Source organism: Stenotrophomonas sp. NA06056 (genome assembly GCF_013364355.1).
In the GTDB taxonomy this organism is placed as follows: Bacteria; Pseudomonadota; Gammaproteobacteria; order Xanthomonadales; family Xanthomonadaceae; genus Stenotrophomonas.
On the sequence record NZ_CP054931.1, the window covers coordinates 2,094,651 to 2,107,213 of the forward strand.

Annotated in this window: 14 protein-coding genes and 1 pseudogene; 8 read left to right on the forward strand and 7 right to left on the reverse strand. The window is 61.2% G+C overall.

Annotated features, from left to right (window positions below; all coding sequences use genetic code 11):
• Positions 1–63 precede the first annotated feature (63 nt).
• Positions 64–432, forward strand: a complete 369-nt coding sequence (locus HUT07_RS09250; protein ID WP_176019163.1) for a hypothetical protein — start codon at positions 64–66, stop codon at positions 430–432.
• A 338-nt stretch (positions 433–770) separates the two neighbouring features.
• Here the strand turns inward: HUT07_RS09250 and HUT07_RS20525 are convergent, their stop codons facing one another.
• The gene (locus tag HUT07_RS20525; protein WP_343203028.1) at positions 771–998 is read right to left on the reverse strand and encodes a hypothetical protein; all 228 of its coding nucleotides are present in this window, start codon (positions 996–998) and stop codon (positions 771–773) included.
• 300 nt (positions 999–1,298) lie between these two features.
• Between HUT07_RS20525 and HUT07_RS09260 the strand changes: the two genes are divergently transcribed.
• Positions 1,299–1,553 carry a hypothetical protein gene (locus HUT07_RS09260; RefSeq protein ID WP_176020709.1) on the forward strand — a complete coding sequence of 85 codons (255 nt, stop codon included), beginning with the start codon at positions 1,299–1,301 and terminating at the stop codon, positions 1,551–1,553.
• 155 nt (positions 1,554–1,708) lie between these two features.
• On the opposite strand, the gene HUT07_RS09265 is transcribed toward HUT07_RS09260, so the two are convergent.
• The gene (locus HUT07_RS09265; RefSeq protein ID WP_176020710.1) at positions 1,709–2,449 is read right to left on the reverse strand and encodes a hypothetical protein; all 741 of its coding nucleotides are present in this window, start codon (positions 2,447–2,449) and stop codon (positions 1,709–1,711) included.
• 83 nt (positions 2,450–2,532) lie between these two features.
• Here HUT07_RS09265 and HUT07_RS09270 point away from each other — a divergent pair.
• A pseudogene (locus tag HUT07_RS09270) lies at positions 2,533–2,805 on the forward strand (replication protein); the annotation flags it as partial.
• 705 nt (positions 2,806–3,510) lie between these two features.
• On the opposite strand, the gene HUT07_RS09280 reads toward HUT07_RS09270, so the two are convergent.
• On the reverse strand, positions 3,511–4,176 hold the full coding sequence (locus HUT07_RS09280; RefSeq protein WP_176020712.1) for a hypothetical protein: 666 nt from the start codon (positions 4,174–4,176) through the stop codon (positions 3,511–3,513).
• Positions 4,177–4,218: 42 nt separating this feature from the next.
• On the opposite strand from HUT07_RS09280, the gene HUT07_RS09285 reads away from it, so the two are divergent.
• The gene (locus HUT07_RS09285; RefSeq protein WP_176020713.1) at positions 4,219–4,479 is read left to right on the forward strand and encodes a hypothetical protein; all 261 of its coding nucleotides are present in this window, start codon (positions 4,219–4,221) and stop codon (positions 4,477–4,479) included.
• 17 nt (positions 4,480–4,496) lie between these two features.
• Here HUT07_RS09285 and HUT07_RS09290 read toward each other — a convergent pair whose 3' ends face one another.
• A complete protein-coding gene (locus HUT07_RS09290; RefSeq protein ID WP_176020714.1) occupies positions 4,497–4,817 on the reverse strand; it encodes a hypothetical protein in 321 nt (106 codons plus the stop codon).
• A 240-nt stretch (positions 4,818–5,057) separates the two neighbouring features.
• On the opposite strand from HUT07_RS09290, the gene HUT07_RS20435 reads away from it, so the two are divergent.
• Positions 5,058–5,261, forward strand: a complete 204-nt coding sequence (locus tag HUT07_RS20435; protein ID WP_254898837.1) for a zonular occludens toxin domain-containing protein — start codon at positions 5,058–5,060, stop codon at positions 5,259–5,261.
• Positions 5,262–5,861: 600 nt separating this feature from the next.
• Positions 5,862–6,452, forward strand: a complete 591-nt coding sequence (locus HUT07_RS09300) for a hypothetical protein (protein WP_176020715.1) — start codon at positions 5,862–5,864, stop codon at positions 6,450–6,452.
• A 62-nt stretch (positions 6,453–6,514) separates the two neighbouring features.
• Here HUT07_RS09300 and HUT07_RS09305 read toward each other — a convergent pair whose 3' ends face one another.
• The 3 genes from HUT07_RS09305 to HUT07_RS09315 all read right to left on the reverse strand — a co-directional run bounded on the left by HUT07_RS09305 (position 6,515) and on the right by HUT07_RS09315 (position 9,398).
• Positions 6,515–6,811: a hypothetical protein gene (locus HUT07_RS09305; protein WP_343203029.1), complete on the reverse strand. Its 297-nt coding sequence runs from the start codon at positions 6,809–6,811 to the stop codon at positions 6,515–6,517.
• 511 nt (positions 6,812–7,322) lie between these two features.
• Complete coding sequence (locus HUT07_RS09310) at positions 7,323–7,682, reverse strand: GntR family transcriptional regulator (RefSeq protein ID WP_176020716.1); 360 nt, start codon at positions 7,680–7,682, stop codon at positions 7,323–7,325.
• 450 nt (positions 7,683–8,132) lie between these two features.
• Positions 8,133–9,398: a hypothetical protein gene (locus tag HUT07_RS09315; protein WP_176020717.1), complete on the reverse strand. Its 1,266-nt coding sequence runs from the start codon at positions 9,396–9,398 to the stop codon at positions 8,133–8,135.
• A 148-nt stretch (positions 9,399–9,546) separates the two neighbouring features.
• Here HUT07_RS09315 and HUT07_RS09320 point away from each other — a divergent pair, with 148 nt between their 5' ends.
• Both HUT07_RS09320 and HUT07_RS09325 read left to right on the forward strand, forming a co-directional pair.
• Positions 9,547–10,239, forward strand: a complete 693-nt coding sequence (locus HUT07_RS09320) for a response regulator transcription factor (protein ID WP_343203030.1) — start codon at positions 9,547–9,549, stop codon at positions 10,237–10,239.
• Entirely contained in the window at positions 10,236–12,563 is a 2,328-nt protein-coding gene (locus tag HUT07_RS09325; protein WP_254898838.1) for an ATP-binding protein, read from the forward strand. The genes HUT07_RS09320 and HUT07_RS09325 overlap by 4 nt, the downstream gene beginning before the upstream one ends.

Genomic DNA, 12,563 nt, shown 5'->3' on the forward strand with positions numbered 1-12,563 from the left:
CCGGAGTACACGCGTTCCCGCGTCGCCGGTATCAGCGCTTCGCTGACCTGAAGGATGATCTGGATGTCTGTCGTCACCGAGCTGCGAACAGGGGGGGGCACCTGCGCTATCGGCCGCATGCGCACCGGCAATCGCGCCTCGAAAGCGCACGGCGAGCAGTCGGTCGGCGTCGCGCTCAATGGCGTCAAGGCGTTCGTTGACCTTCCGAACCTTGTCGGCCAGCGTGTCGAGTCGGCTGACGTTGGCTTGTTGCTCGGCAAGCGGCGGCAGCACGATCCCGCTTCTACGAGCTTGGGTGTGACCAGTTCCCGGCAGGTGTCAGCCTCGCTCACGATATCGCCAACTATCATCACTTCCCCCTTAGTTTTCACACAATATTACTCGAGCAGCCTGGCTGCTGGATTCTTGTCGCACACACCCATTTGTAGGTAGCCCAATACACTCGACACCGACCGGTGCTCGGTAAGCCGCATGTTTGACGGCAGCGCTCCCCTTGGCGGCTGGCCTCGGTCACGACTCCTGACCTCAATGCCAACCAAAATCCCCTCCAGCCCGGCCGGGCGGGCGCGCCTTTGCAGGATTTGACCCGCCGCCGCGGGAGAGGGGAGGCAGCGCCGACGCGCAGTTTCCAGAGCCGCCGGAAGATGGCCCACGCGGAGATGCCTGCCGCCTCAAGCCGATCCTGCACCGCGGGGGCGGCCCGATGCAGCACCGGCTTGTCCGGGGTCGAGGTGGCGGAGACGCCGTTGGGTCTTGCTGCGCTCCGACCGCTAGATAAGGCCCGCGTCGCCGATACGGCGCAGGTTGGTGGCGGCGATCTCGCTGCGCCGACGCCCACCGGTTGCAAGCCCGAAGCAGAGCAGGGCGCGATTCCGAATGTCCTCCAGGTTGTCGTCGCATGATGCGTGCAACGCATCCAGTTCGAACAGGGTGACGGCAGTCTTCTTTCGAGCGCGCTCTCCGCGCATTGCCGCGGCCCGCACTGCGCGGCTGACCACGGTGCGGATCGTCGGCTTCTCGCTGGGATTGGCAACGGTCCACGGACCGAGCTTGGCTTGAGGCCAGCCAAGACTGTCCCGAGCAATCTAGGCCAGCGACAGGCCGGTTTGATCCATTGCATCCGCTGGGCGATTACCGTATAGGGCACCACGGTAAGCCACAGCTACTCAGTGCCGAAAAAGGAACACTTCCGCATGGCTTTTGGCAACGGATTTACCTGCTTCGTCAGCCGAGCCAGAGACTCAGCCATTGTCAGGTTGCCCCGAAGAAGGTCGCCGTCGATCCACGCAGCATTTCGCATGATCAAAGCCCGGCACCGCCGCCTGAGCCTTGTGGGGCAGGGCGAAGCCAAGGCCATCTCGGTCACCGCCAAGCGCTTCCAGAAGGTACGCTCCGGCGAAGTAAGTGCCGCACGCTTCATCATCTCAATCGCCTGCTTTTCAGGCATCCGGATGCCCTTGGAGACGGACCGCATCTACGCGGGTCCGCTCAAGGAAGTCATTCCAGTACATAGCCGTCTCGGCTCGTGTACAGGTGTAGCCTACAGGTGTTGAAGTCTACGGATGTAGGTGCCTATGAGGCATCCATCGCCTACGGATGTAGACGGCCCCGCCACCGGCACCCCAAGGCCGCTGGTGGGCTCTCTTGGTGCTTGGGGCAGCAACCCCAGATGAACAGCGCAGCCAATTGACGGAAGCAACTGGATTGCTTAGCCATTCAACAGGGCATCGGCCTCACGTCTCAGCTTTCGAATAATTCGAGCGCGCGAGTGCCTAGTTTCGGTAGCCTCAGCGTCGAGATACGCGGCAAGCGAAGCCATGGGGTCGGCGACCCGCACCAGCAGACCGCCCAGCGTCTTAAGCGTCTCGCCATGATGGGGCAGTGCCGACACGGCCGATTCGCCGCTGCAGATTTCAAGTGTGGTCGTCACAAGAACAACGGCTGTATCCATGTCACGCGTAGTTCGCTCCAGGGCGCGGATTTCCTCGGACCCCATGTCAATGGCGTCCTCGGAAGCCCACGGGATACTAAGAAGGGCTCGCTTGGTTCCTTCAAGCATTTCCTCGATGTACTTAGGGCTAGCCGACTCCATCGGATAATCAGCAAAGAACTGCCCAGCCATCTGCAGTTGATGCGACCAATTTCTGATGCTTGCGACCTTTACCTGCAGGGCAGAAAGTCTTTTTTCCGCATCCTGGAGCAATCGCTCGCGCCGCTCATGAAGCTTGAGCTGGTAGTCGTTCGCGGCAAATTTGGTGGCACCAAACCCGATCATCCAAGTGCCAACCGCGGCGAGCCAATCTGCTGCGCTACCGGGCTCGTCGAAGACTTCCAACCCGCCTGGGACACTCCATCCAACGACAACGACCACGAGAAGAACAATGGCAAGCGCTATCACGGCGCTACGCATCAAGGAAATGCGTTCGCTGCCCAGTTTCTGCTGATTCACTTTGTCGCCCCTCCGGCGTCCTTGCTGAGAGAGGGCATTCTGACATGACCGAGTCTCTTCTGGCCTTCGCCCTATTGTCCGTGGGTCGCGGTCGCTTCTACACGTGGAGAATCAAGATCATCGACGCCGCCAAGAAGTTCGTCGGGGTGATCGAGCTTGGTGGCGAAGATTGCCGTCGCGCGGATGGCACCTATACCTCTCGCATCGAGCTAACCGGTGACAGATGCAAGACGATAGGCGCAGCGCGCTGCGACCATGCGCAGCGGTGGCTGGCGCTTCGAGCGAAACTCAAGAGCTGCGGCGGAAGGATCATTCGAGTGGACATGTGCGCCGACGATCTGGTGGGCAACTACCCCTGCGCTTGGCGCAAAAGTGGACCGCAAGGAACTGCCGCTCGACATTTTGCGCTCGTACCAACCGGGGAGCCTGCATCGCGGTGTGGTGGTTACGTGCTTGCGTCAGCGGCAGAACACGCACAGACCTCAATCCTCATTGATCTATTCCAGTGGCCTGAACTGAACTGCGCATAATGTATACAGCGTGGCCGAATCAATAGCGCTCGCCGTAACGTGATGCACCGCCTGTGCTGCTGCATGAGCGGGGGCGGGCAGGGCCATTCCAATCACCAGACCCAGCCCCATTGCAGTCGCTGCCAGCTTCCGCCACACCGCCTTTTCCTCACGGCTGACGGCTCGAGCCTCGCCGACGATCCCCAGGACACGGGCCAACGGTAGTCCGGTCAACCCGGCCAAAGTTGCGCACATCACCGTGTCCGGCAGCGAATAGCCGGATTTCCAGTTCGCAATTGTTCCGCGCGAGACACCGAGCTGCCGTGCGAATTCCGCGTCACTACTGACGTTCAGCGCCTTGCGTGCCGCATCTATGAGGTCTGTAACGGTCCGCACTGTTCAACCCTGTTGACACCCTTGTTCAACCCCTTTATACATTGCCTCGCGTTCAAAGGTGTTGAGCGCTCCGCCACCGGCACCCCAAGGCCGCTGGCGGATTCTCTTGGGGCAAGAGGGCGTGAAAACGCGGAAATCAAAACGAAGCCTTGCCAACTACGGCACAGCAAGCACTCGTCCACGCTCAGCCAGAAGCCGGCTCTCCAGGACAATCACTTCTTCGCTGAGAGTCGCAAGCGAGGACGCGATCGACTCAAGGAATACGTCGTTCTCGTAGCCGGAATCCCTGCAAACCTCAATAAAGTGCCTGACCTGCAGCATTGTGATCTCCGCGTTTCCAAGCGCCCCTTGATCGGCAGCATTGAGGCTTGCAACGTCCTCCGGCGCCCAAACGATCTTTGCAAGAGCAGCTTCAAGCGCCCTGATCTTTCCCTTCCTGATCGTAGTGCTGAGATCGGTGAGCTTCTCATCATCACCATGAAGCAACTTGAAAGCACGTTCTTGACGGCCGGCGAGCTTCGCCTTGGAGATCATGTAGTCCAGCTTCCGTACTCGAGCTTCGCAGCGCTCTCGCTCAGCTTTGGCCTCTTGCGAAAGGCGATACAGCTGAGCTTCCCTCGCATAACTATTGGCGCCAATGCCAATCGCCCATGTACCTACTGCCGCGGCAGCTCCACCCACTGCTGCGATCCAGTCTGCCGCATTCCCCGTCGTACTGAACTTCCCGACCGCCCAGCCCGCGCAAATAGCGCCAGCACTAAAGGCAAAGACTGTAATCGCCGAGATCACAGTAGTAGAAACTTGATCGATACTCTTTTGCATGCCCCCCCCCTGTGGACCTAAATTTACTCAGGGAATTCTGGCATGACGGAGCCCCTTCTTGTGTTGTTGTTGGTGGGTTCCGTCGCATCCATCTCGTTTGGGCTGGTCAAGCTGGCTTCGTGGTGCACCGACCGGGCAGGGGAGTCGTCCCGCCGTGTTGCCCGGGAAGCCGTGTTCGTGGCCCAGGCACGCGCCGAGCTGGCAGCCACAGGCTGGACCGCTGAGGAAGAAGCAGCGTTCCAAGCCATCCGCGCCCAACAAGGCGTTTCCCTGATGCATCTGCGGGAGGCTCGCCGTGCGTGATGGCCTCCGCAAGAATTTCAGCTTCTCGAATTCTCCTGCGGATCGGCGGATTCGTTCGGAGTGGCGACAGGTGAGCCACCCTCTTCTGACGTCGGCTCAGTCAACAAATGGAAAACTGCCGCGCGCCAGTCGCGCACAAATTCCGGCGGCGTGCGAGTCGCTGGGTTCTGCATGAATTCCTCATGCCATCTCATGGATGCCTTCAGCGCCTGCGCAAGCTCGGGCGATCCGTTGACCATCACCAAGGCGCTGACTGTAGCTTCAAGCGCAGCAATTCGTGCTTCTAGGGTCTTTACGTACGACTGCGGCTTGCCACTGAACTTCATTGGGGTGCGCATGGGCGTCTCCGTTTGCCTGGACACGAATCATCGCATGGCGCCCGCCGCACGTTCGAGGTCGAATATGACTGTTGATCAGGTCCGGGAGTTCCTCTCCGACCCCTTCGTTGCCGCCCTAATTGGCGGCGTGCTGCTCACTGGCCTGTACTGGTCTCTGGTGTTCGCCCTGCGCTGCAAGGGTGGCCGCAATGGTAGGTGATCGCGCGGTGCTGGCCGGCCTTCGGTATGCAGCGGGCAGGCGTGCTTACGTGGTCGCGCGTCCAAAGCGATCCCTACGATGAAAAAGTGCGCGACAAGGCCGAGGAAGAAATCTGGTCCTACCCGAAGGCGCTGTACAGCCGCTATCGCAGTGCGACGCTGCACACGGCCAGTCACAAATTCAAGGTTCCCAAGAGGATTTGGCAGGCGCTTTCGGTAACCATCGTGCTGATTTTTGGTGTCTGAATGATCTACGCGTTCATCATCAAGTCGCCAGCGAATCCAAAAAAGGAGCAGCAGGGGGCCGGTGCTTTGCCGGCGGCTGGAGCCCTGGCGCCCTTGGGCGCGGGCGTGCCGGCGGCACGACCCCTCACCCGCGAAGAGTACGTGGAAAAACACAAGCCACGTGTTGAGTTCCAGCCATGGTCTGCACCCGCGTTCGATGATCGAGCTGTGCAATCGCAGCCTGAGTTGTACTGCATGGCCTCCGGCACGACCGAGCAGGACACCACTTGCACGTGTGTCACAGAGCAGGGCACCAAGGCAAAGATCTCGGTCCCGGTATGCGTGGCGATCGCGCGTGATGGCCCAACCTACAACCCGTATCGGGCGCCACGGCAGGAATCGGAGTCGAGTCAGGATCACTCAGCTCGCGGCATCGCTCAATCAACGTCATCTGGCGCACCTGAGTCATCGCCGCACGTGTGGGTTGAGGTCGGGAAGCGCCCCATGGGGACGTTCCCGGAGACACCTCCTTATCCAGCAAGCTTTTAGCGTGATGCGTCACAGAAATTGCAACCCATTGCAGTAGAGCTAAGCTTGCGCACGGGACTGCCAGGCAAGGGAATGCAGATGTTCTTACTAGACCACAGCAAAGAAATCGCATCGCTGCTCGCTCCTGTTCTCACAGCGACTTTTGGCTGGCTTTCTAAGGGGCGCGCCAGACTGCTTTGCGCCCAGCGGCACGGCTTTACCTTCTATATCCCCCCCGAAACCGACAGCTCAGGCCAGCAGAGGGGACCAATTACTGTGCACACGATTTCCTATTTCATTAGGAATGATGGAAAAATCCCGCTGAATGGTGTTGAGGTCGTCTGGCAGTGGAAGCCGGATGGAATGCATCTCTGGCCTCCGCGCCCCTTTTTACAGGAGCAAACACATGACGGGCGCCATGTGGTCGGCATTAAAAGCTTGGCGCCAGGCGAAGACTTTTTGGTAGAGGTGATTGGGTTTGGCTCAGCTCTCCCGCAGATGCAAAGCTGCCGAAGTGAGCAAACAGTAGCCAGACATGTGGAGCTGAACTTCTATGAGAAGTTGCCGGCCTGGCGATACCGAATGGTGCGGATCTTGACGCTGGCGGGCATCGCGGGCATCGCATATGCGGCACTACTTCTTCTGCAGATCATTTTGGTAGGCAGCAAGTTCGCCACTACGTAAGGATTTCGTCACTCGGCAAGTTCATGCAGGGGTGTAGGGGCAATGCCCCTACGGGCAACACCTCACACGCGCTGACGCGGTTTCGGCCCACGGCTCATGTAGACCACATTGGACGGCTCGGCGTCGGGACCGGACACACCCGTGCCCAACCACCGTTCTCGGCGAATTCTGAGTGCTTCGGCAAGGTAGATCACGCTGGATTTCGTTGTGGCACAAGCCTTTTGAGTCGGCACCGACCGGGTGGGCACCTCGGCGCGAGCTTCGGCCATCATCAGCCGCCATTCCCGGGCGATGTTGCAGGTCAACGACCACCAGGTCATGTCACAGGGTTCTAGCTGGTGGCCTTCGGGGGTGAACATGTGCCACCTTGGAAACCGAAACCGGCCCAAGGGCCGGTTAGATCTATGCGGTCGTGGGGATCAATGTCGGGGGAGCTTGTAGGGAGGCAAGAGCCAAGCCAGAGTTTCAGCCATTGCCAAGCAGAACCGACGAAAGCAGCCCAACGACGCAGTCTGTGACGGATATGTCGCATTTCGCATAATGTATATTATGTTCTGATGCTCTTGACTGGGCTGGCACGGCGCTTGCTCTCGGCGCCCCTAATTGATGGCGTGTCCCTAGATCGCACTCCTTCTTGACTTCTGAGGAACTCTTGAGGGTCCGAGGCCATCCAGTGACAACGTTGCTTCTCAAAGACCCAGTGATGTCCTGCTTAGCTGCACCTGGAGCTCCTTCACCTCCCGGGACTGCTGAGCGCCCGATTCTCGACAGATCTGACGTGCTGGGCCCAGTCTTCCCGCTCAGATTTCGCCGTCTTCAGGGCCTCGTGAAGCCGAACATCGAGTTGATGTCTGCAGACAGTGCTATTCATCAGACTTTCCGCTGGGGCAGCAACTCGGCGAGACTTAGGCCTAGGCGCTGGATGCGCTCCAACACGGCCGTCCATTCTTCATCGAGGAAGTGGTCACGCTCGCTGCTGCGCAGGTGCGTGGCGGCCTGCTCGGTCATGAACATGCCCAGGCCGCGGCGCCTTTCGACCAAGCCTTCATCGGCCAGCTCCTGGTAAGCGCGCGAAACGGTGATGGTATTGAGTTGGTAATTGGCGGCCATCTGGCGCACCGAAGGAAGGGCATCGCCCGGCTTGAGAATTCCGTCGAGCATCATGGCAATCACACGCTTCTTCAACTGACGGTAGATGGGAATGTCATCGCTCCACTGGATGTCACTCATGTTCAGCTCCGCGGGGTCCGCGACCGGGCGAACGAGAAATACCGCGCGTCATAGAGTGCAGCCAATTCAGGTGAAGGTGCCGTCAATGGAAAGCCACTTCGACGCCGCAGTTCTTCGGGCAAAGGCGGGGCGCCAGGGCCGCGTGGATCGACTGAGAGCATGATCGCTACTCCATTGTGGGAGCCGCCATGCTATGGAGCCACTTCAACGCCGACTTCTGCCCCGGCATCAATTGTTATCAATCGTTCTTTCAGGTCAGCCCACGCGCCCTGTCAACGCCCCCCCTCCCCCGTGCATCGCCCCGTCTGCCAGAGCTTTGGGTGCGTGGATGCAAGTGCAGGGGAATGCGACCTGAGCATTTCGGTACGCAGTTCCGTCAGCCATGCCATTGAAGCGCCCGGTAGTGAGATGCGGCCGGTCTAAAGCCCGCATCCACCGTGACGCGTCACGTTAATTGGCGCCACTAGCAGTGTCGACCACCCCAAAGTACTCCCGGATCAGCGCCTTGTTCTCGAAGAAGGCGTCCAGCACCAGGTACAGGAAGTAGCGCCCGTCGATCTGGAAATCCATTGGGATGTGCGCCCCATCAATCTTGAACGTCTTGTACTTGGCGCTACCCTTGACGCTGGCGTCCTGCCGGCGGCGTGCATGGTCGGCATCGGAATACAGGATGTACTCGTGATCAAGGTGGTAGATGACCTCCTGGCCGGCGGCTCCAGCGAACTGCAGATGCACCACCTGCGTTACCACCTGGCCATCCAGGGCTGGCATCTCGGCGCACAATTCTTCGAACGTCATGCTCGGCGGGTTCTGCTCGACCTTGATCCAGAGCGCGTCGTCGTAGCAGTTGTCGCCATAGAACTTCGACACCGACGGCGCCTGCAGATCCGCCAGATGGAATGGCTTGCCGAACTCCAGTTCTTCAAAGCTGGGAATCGCGTCCAGCGCCGCGCTGATGGCGAAGGCAATGCTGGGAACGCGGCTGTCGTCACGCATCGACTCGAGTGCAGACAGCACCGGTCGAGGCACCTCAGTGCCGAAATACAGACCCCAGTCCTCATGTGCGAGCCCCTGGAATGCCAGCTCGTTCACAATGCGTAGAGGCTTACTGAGTGAAAGCAGCTTGTACTTGTCGAACTGCTGGTCGACCGCCGCAAGATCAACGCCCCTGCCCTCGTAGATCGCCGCAAGCTCGCCTGCAAAGGGGGCGTGGAAACGATCAAGCATCCCTCGCCTGCCCAGGTACTCTTCGTAAAGCAGCGCCCCGATCTCGAACATCTGGCTATGCTCGTTCACGTAGGCCTCCGCATCCTTGTCAGGCTCACGCTGCTGGCAGCGTTGTGCACGTAGCTCGCGGACACCCGGCCAAAGCCCATCGCACATCGTTTCGAATGCACTGAGGGAGTCGACTGCAGGCCGACGGAGAAGTGCGTCGATCTTTGCCTTCTCGATGCGGCAGTCGCGATCGCTTGCCTCGGCGTCTCTCACCGCCGCTTGCAGTAGGCGCAGTTCCCGCTGCAGTTGCCGCTGATATGTCGAAACGACGCGATTCTCCAGCGTGCCATCTGCACGCGCCGCTTCCAGCTTCGGAAACAGGGCGTTCAACAGCAGTGGTGAGCGGGCTACGAACAACGCATCGAAGATCGACAAAGTGCCGGACTCGTCCATCCGGTGCTGCAGATCGGCGTTTCGGATATCGGAGAAGCAGGTGTCCATGGCTCGATACACTCCTTGCAGACGTTGTTCAGAAGTTGGCAGACGCAACAGACTACTTCGCTGCAACCATCCAGTGACGATCCCGACACAGATTTTCGATTTTTCCTAATTCCGCTCTAGGAAAAGTCTCAAAAATCGAACGTTTCCGATGTCCGACGCGACAGTGGCGGCAGAATGGTCGCCACGCCACTCGGCGCTGACAACACTCCCGCGCATGAACGGATTCCCTGCACCGCGTCGGCTTCGCCTGGCGCTGCTTGACGACCATGATGTCGTCCGCCGCGGCACCGCCTTTCACCTGGGCAACGACATGCGCTTTGAGATCGTGGCCAGCCACAGTGACAGTTTGGCCTTTGTACTTGCCCTGCAGCAATGCCACGCGGACGTTGCCATCATCGACATTACCCTGGCGCCCACCGACATCAGTGGCACAGCGCTGGTGCGGCATCTACGGAAGGCGCTGCCAAGAGTGACGTTGCTTGGCTTCGCCGGGCAGAACTCTGTAGCAACCATCAACCACCTGCTGGACGCGGGCATCAGCGGCTTTGTCGGCAAATCCGAGCACCTGGATGAGCTTTCCGACGCGGTTGTGCGCGTTGCCCACGGGCTCTGCCGCATCCCGCCTTCGTGCAGACTGCTGGCACCCTGCGATGCCCTGAGCCGGAATGAGCGCGAGGTCATCCAGCTGGTCCTGGATGGACTGACCGTTTCGGAGATTGCTTTGCACCGGCACCGCAGCGTCAAGACCGTCAGCACACAGAAGGTCGCCGCCCTGCGCAAGCTGGGCCTGCGAAATGATGCGGAGATCTTTGCAATGCGGCAGCAGCTGGAGACCCTGTGATCGCGCTGCCGAGGCGCACCCGCACTCCCGTGCTGTTGGTGCTGCTCACCCTGTGGCCCTGCACGTCTGCCAGTGACAACCAGCAGGAAGAATGGGGGGCGGGGCGCGAGGTACGGGTGGCCGCAGCGCCTACGCTGTACCCCGCCCCCGAAGACGTGGGCACCCCCGAGGTGCTGCAGACAGTGGCGCATGGCTATGCGGCACTCGTCGCCCGTCATTCCGGCCTGGCCTTTGTCGAAATCCCCTTCCCCAGCACCTACGCCGCGATGAATGCGGTCTGTGAGGGGCAGGCTGACCTGGTACTGGTGCAGGACGCTGGCGACGGGTCGCGCCTGCCCTGCCCCAACCTGGCCCTCTCGCGCAGCTTCCCGGGTGGCGTGAGCGTGCTTGCCGGCCGCATTGGCGAACGCTTGCCGCGCCACCTTTCCGATGCCAGCACGCTGCGGATCGCCGCCGTTGAGGGTGGCCCTTACCCTGTGTGGCTCGCTGATCGTTACCCGGCAGTTGCCGTGCTGCCCAAGCCCAGCATGCGCGCGGCGCTGGCGGCGGTGGATGCTGGCAGTGCCGATGCGGCGATCGGTATTGAATCCACTGCGGGCGCAATGACACGGCGTCATTTTTCCCACAGCCTGCGGCTGCAGGTGCTTGACGTCAGTTTTCCAACCCAGTTTCATCTCCTGGCCAGGCGCGAAGACCAGAGCCTGCTTGAGCGCATCGAGGTGGCGCTGGATGACATCACCATCGAAGAGCATGCCCAGTTGCTGCAGCGCTGGGCCCGGCAGTCGCTGCCCATCGCGCTCGGTCAGTCAACCGGCGGATGGCTCGACCGCCTTGCACTCTGGTTGTTGCCCGCTGCCGCGCTACTGCTGACGATTCCATTGCTGGCCATGCGAATGCTGCGCCGGCAACGCGGCCGCGATCAGAGGCAGGCACAGATGACGGGCGTCATCAGTCATGAGGTGCGCAATTCCGCCCAGGCGGTCATGGCGTCCATCGATCTGTTGGGGCAGGCGCCTCTGCCTGCTGGCCAGCGTGAGCTGGTGGCCGCCGCGGCCAATGCCGGCCACGCCCTGCGCGGGCTGCTCAACCGCGCACTGGACTTCTCCCGCCTGGCCAGTGGCACCTTCCGGCCAAAGCGGGTGCCCTGCGACGTTCCCGCGATCTGCACGCAGGCGCTGCAGTCCATTGCGCCACAGGCGCAGAAGAAGTCGCTGAGCCTGCAGTTCTCCGCGCCTGATGCGGCGTTCCCCCTTCTGTTGACGGACCCGGATTGTCTGCGCCAACTGCTCGACAACCTGCTCGGCAATGCCATCAAGTTCACCGACGTCGGGGGCGTTGAACTGCGCCTGCAGCTCGACGCGCCAGCAAAGGCCGCATCGCTGCTGATAGAGGTCATCGACAGTGGCATCGGCATCGCGCCGGCACAGATGAGCGGCCTGTTCGAGCCCTTCCAGCAGGCCGATGCGGGTAAGGAGCGCGGCGGCAGCGGACTGGGGCTGTCCATCTGTCGAACGCTGGCCAACGCCATGGGCGGCACCCTGGACGCACATAGCGTGCTCGGCCGCGGCACCCGCTTCATTCTTCGCCTGCCGGCGGAACGGGTGCCGGAGGGTGTGTCCGTCACGTCAGCGGTGCCTGCCGCGTCCCCGCTGATCGGCACGCGCATTCTGCTGGTCGAGGATCACGCGCTGAACCGACGGGTCATTGCAGCGCAGCTGCAGCGCTGGGGCGCGACGGTGCTGGAAGCTGCCACGGCCGCCGATGCGTTGGCGGTGCAGATGAAGACGCCCTGCCCGCTGGTGCTGCTCGACATCGGCCTGCCGGGAATGGATGGCTACGCGCTGGCCCGGCAACTGCGGCTGCAGGAGGTGCAAAGGGCGCCTCGCGCTCGGTTGCTTGCGCTTTCCGCATTTACCGGTGGCGACCACGCGCTACGCTGCCAGGCTGCCGGCATCGATGCCGTGCTGGTCAAGCCGCTGCAGATTGATGCGCTGCTGCAGGCGCTGGATCAACCTGCGGCCGCCACTTCCATCGAGGATGCGGCTCACGAGTTGGCGGCTGCTTACGAAGAAGATATTGATCGCGAGTTGCAATGCCTGCAGGAGGCGGTCGACTGCTGCGACGCCCAGCGGCTGCGCTATCACGCGCATCGCCTGCAAGGTGCGCTGCAGATGCTCGGCGCGGGCTGCATGGCGGCGCTTGCCGGCGAACTATGGGAGCTGGGCGACCACGCGCTACCCGAGTGGGCCGAGGCAGCTCGCCTGCTGGCCGAGATGCAAGCCTGGCGCGGCTCCCGGGTTGCGGGAACCGCGCCCGCGCCCTGA

What these genes read in the sequence shown, in the direction of transcription:
- HUT07_RS09250 (WP_176019163.1), top strand. Translation starts at nt 64, where the DNA reads ATGTCTGTCGTCACCGAGCTGCGAACAGGGGGGGGCACCTGCGCTATC.
- HUT07_RS09260 (WP_176020709.1), top strand. Translation starts at nt 1,299, where the DNA reads ATGATCAAAGCCCGGCACCGCCGCCTGAGCCTTGTGGGGCAGGGCGAA.
- HUT07_RS09280 (WP_176020712.1), bottom strand. Translation starts at nt 4,176, where the DNA reads ATGCAAAAGAGTATCGATCAAGTTTCTACTACTGTGATCTCGGCGATT.
- HUT07_RS09285 (WP_176020713.1), top strand. Translation starts at nt 4,219, where the DNA reads ATGACGGAGCCCCTTCTTGTGTTGTTGTTGGTGGGTTCCGTCGCATCC.
- HUT07_RS09290 (WP_176020714.1), bottom strand. Translation starts at nt 4,817, where the DNA reads ATGCGCACCCCAATGAAGTTCAGTGGCAAGCCGCAGTCGTACGTAAAG.
- HUT07_RS09300 (WP_176020715.1), top strand. Translation starts at nt 5,862, where the DNA reads ATGCAGATGTTCTTACTAGACCACAGCAAAGAAATCGCATCGCTGCTC.
- HUT07_RS09305 (WP_343203029.1), bottom strand. Translation starts at nt 6,811, where the DNA reads ATGTTCACCCCCGAAGGCCACCAGCTAGAACCCTGTGACATGACCTGG.
- HUT07_RS09310 (WP_176020716.1), bottom strand. Translation starts at nt 7,682, where the DNA reads ATGAGTGACATCCAGTGGAGCGATGACATTCCCATCTACCGTCAGTTG.
- HUT07_RS09315 (WP_176020717.1), bottom strand. Translation starts at nt 9,398, where the DNA reads ATGGACACCTGCTTCTCCGATATCCGAAACGCCGATCTGCAGCACCGG.
- HUT07_RS09320 (WP_343203030.1), top strand. Translation starts at nt 9,547, where the DNA reads ATGTCCGACGCGACAGTGGCGGCAGAATGGTCGCCACGCCACTCGGCG.